Raw genomic sequence first — 3,102 nt, 5'->3', positions numbered from 1 at the left:
ATAGCCGCAGGCGGGGCGAGGTGCATCGGGGCTCGCTTCTTGCGTCCAACAAATATCGAGCGTCACGCCGCAGCCGCGGCGGCATGGCCGAGTGCGGAGACGATGTGATCGACGACTTCCTCGACCAGGAGGCGGTCGTCGCCCTCGCCCATCACGCGGATCACCGGCTCTGTGCCGGAGGAACGGACCAAGAGGCGGCCGTGACCGTTGAGCCGCTTCTCGCCGTCGACGATGGCAGACTTGACCTCGACATCATCCAGCGGCTTGCCGCTGCGATAACGCACGTTCTTCAGGATCTGCGGCAGCGGATCGAAGCGATGGCAGACTTCCGACACCGGGCGGCGGAGCTTTTGCACCACAGCAAGCACCTGCAGCGCGGCGACGAAGCCGTCGCCCGTGGTGGCATAGTCGGAAAGGATGATGTGGCCGGACGGCTCGCCGCCGAGATTGTAGCCATCGCTCAGCATCCGCTCGAGCACATAGCGGTCGCCGACTGGCGTGCGCACCATGTCGAGCCCAATGCCCTGCAGGAAACGTTCGAGCCCGAGATTGGACATCACGGTGGTGACGATGCCGGGCTTGGCGAGCCGGCCCTCTTCCTTCCAGCTCTGCGCGATCACCGCGAGCAACTGATCGCCGTCGACCACGTGACCGCGCTCGTCGACCAGGATCACGCGATCGGCGTCGCCATCGAGCGCAATGCCGATATCGGCGCGCATCTCGCGCACCTTCTTCGCCAGCGTTTCCGGTGCCGTGGAGCCGCATTCCTTGTTGATGTTGAAGCCGTCGGGCTCGACCCCGATCTGCACGACGTCGGCGCCAAGCTCCCACAGCGCTTCCGGCACCACCTTGTAGGCGGCGCCATTGGCGCAATCGATCACGACGCGCAGGCCGTCGAGGCTCAATTCGCGCGGCAGCGTGCGCTTGGCGAATTCGATGTAGCGGTCATGGACGCCGTCGATGCGGCGGGCGCGGCCGAGGCTCGCGCTCTGCGCGAGCCTCCGCTCGATCGGCTCGTCGAGCAGTTGCTCGATCTGCTTCTCGACGTCGTCGGAAAGCTTGAAGCCTTGCGGCCCGAACAGCTTGATGCCGTTGTCCTCGAACAGATTGTGCGAGGCTGAGATCATCACGCCGAGATCGGCGCGCATCGACTTGGTGAGCATCGCGACCGCCGGCGTCGGCATCGGGCCGAGCAGCAGCACGTCCATGCCGACCGAGGTGAAGCCCGCGACCATGGCATATTCGATCATGTAGCCGGAGAGCCGCGTGTCCTTGCCGATCACCACGCGATGGCGATGGTCGCCGCGCTGAAACACCAGGCCGGCCGCCTGCCCCACCTTGAGGGCGAGTTCCGGCGTAATCAGACCATTGGCACGGCCACGAATCCCGTCGGTCCCGAAATATTTACGGCTCATATCACCCCCAAGTAAGGCTTGAGCTTCTCCAGCCACCTCAGCGAGAAGCCCGAAACGCCACCATGCAGGCGTTATAATGCGTCAGCCGCCAAGGCGGCTTCAAAATATATGATGAATCATTACCATCGCCCGAAGGCAAGAGTTTAGGTTAATATATTGTAAAATAATGTATATTTCGGAGGCCGGGGTTCCTGCGGACAGCGGCCAGCAGCGACTCTAGCGCTTGCGGAGGATGTGATGGTCGTCCTTGGACGGCGGCGGCTGGGTCACATTGACGGGGTCGGAGGCCGGAAAAGTCTCCTCCAATCCCTCCTCCAGGGACTCCTCAAGCGAGCGCTTTTCGCTCTCGGCATCTTTCGGCTTGGGGGTCGATCCGGTCATGGTGGCCTCCTGCTGGGTCGGAGTTCGGCGGAGTGATTTGGCAGATGATCCAACCATGCTAGATGACGGCGCATTCGCGAAATACAAGACGGGCCGGGAGCGTCCATGAAGCACATCACCTGCATCGAAGATCTGCGCCAGCTACACAAGCGCCGCGTGCCGAAGGCATTTTTCGACTATGCCGACCGCGGCTCCTATACCGAGGACACGCTGCGCGCCAACAGCGAGGATCTTCAGCAGATCAAATTCCGCCAGCGCATCCTGGTTGACGTCTCCAAGCGCGACCTCAGGACCACGATCCTGGGCGAGCCGGCCGCGATGCCGCTGATCCTCGCCCCCGTCGGCCTGCTCGGCATGCAGCATGGCGACGGCGAGATCTATGCCTGCCGCGCCGCACAGGCCGCCGGGATTCCGTTCACCCAGAGCACGATGTCGATCTGCTCGATCGAAGACATTGCGGCCGCCGTCGACAAGCCGTTCTGGTTCCAGCTCTACGTCATGAAGGACCGCGGCTTCATCAAGGCGCTGATCGAGCGCGCGATCGCCGCCAGGTGCAGCGCGCTGGTCCTGACCGTCGACCTGCAGGTGATCGGCCAGCGGCACCAGGACATCAAGAACGGGATGACAGTGCCGCCGGAATGGTCGCTGTCGAAACTGATCGATTTCGCCACCAAGCCGGCCTGGGTCTCCGGCGTGCTGCGCGGCAAGCGCCGCACCTTCGGCAATCTGGCGGGCCATCTCAAGATCGACCAGGACATCACCTCGCTCTCGACCTGGATCAATTCGCAGTTCGACACTTCGCTGAACTGGAAAGACATCGACTGGATCCGCAGCATCTGGCCAGGCAAGCTGATCCTCAAGGGCATCCTCGACGTCGAGGACGCGGAGATCGCGGCCAAGACCGGCGCGCAGGCGATCGTGGTCTCCAACCATGGCGGCCGCCAACTCGACGGCGCCCCCTCCTCGATCGAGGTGCTGCCGGAGATCGTGGACGCCGTTGGCTCGCAGGTTGAAGTCATGTTCGACGGCGGCATCCGCACTGGCATGGACGTGATGCGTGCGCTCGCGCTCGGCGCGAAGTCCTGCATGATCGGCCGCGCCTATGCCTACGGTCTCGGCGCCGGCGGACAGGCCGGCGTCACCGAAGCCATCAACGTGCTGGCGAAGGAACTGCTGACGACCATGGGCCTGTGCGGCGTCAACACGATCGCAGAGATCGACGACAAGGTGCTGGCGGTCTAAGGGGTCCGCCTCCCTCCTCCCTTCTCCCCTTGTGGGAGAAGGTGGCGCGCATGCAATGCGCGAC

At 63.7% G+C, this 3,102-nt stretch carries 3 protein-coding genes; 1 reads left to right on the top strand and 2 read right to left on the bottom strand.

Features of this window, described 5'->3' with window-relative positions; genetic code table 11:
* Nucleotides 1-62 precede the first annotated feature (62 nt).
* Together glmM and CWO89_RS46550 are read right to left on the bottom strand one after the other, a co-directional pair.
* Nucleotides 63-1,415 (bottom strand): phosphoglucosamine mutase, encoded by a 1,353-nt coding sequence (gene glmM / locus CWO89_RS42360; protein WP_130584143.1) that lies wholly within the window; start codon nt 1,413-1,415, stop codon nt 63-65.
* Between the two features lie 216 nt (nt 1,416-1,631).
* A complete protein-coding gene (locus CWO89_RS46550) occupies nt 1,632-1,796 on the bottom strand; it encodes a hypothetical protein (protein WP_165421574.1) in 165 nt (54 codons plus the stop codon).
* 105 nt (nt 1,797-1,901) lie between these two features.
* Between CWO89_RS46550 and CWO89_RS42355 the strand changes: the two genes are divergently transcribed.
* Nucleotides 1,902-3,038 (top strand): alpha-hydroxy acid oxidase, encoded by a 1,137-nt coding sequence (locus CWO89_RS42355; protein WP_028163858.1) that lies wholly within the window; start codon nt 1,902-1,904, stop codon nt 3,036-3,038.
* Nucleotides 3,039-3,102: the final 64 nt, after the last annotated feature.

The organism is Bradyrhizobium sp. Leo170 (assembly GCF_004296405.1).
Lineage (GTDB): Bacteria > Pseudomonadota > Alphaproteobacteria > Rhizobiales > Xanthobacteraceae > Bradyrhizobium.
Note: the sequence above shows the minus strand (reverse complement) of the source record. Positions and strands in the feature narration are given on the sequence as shown.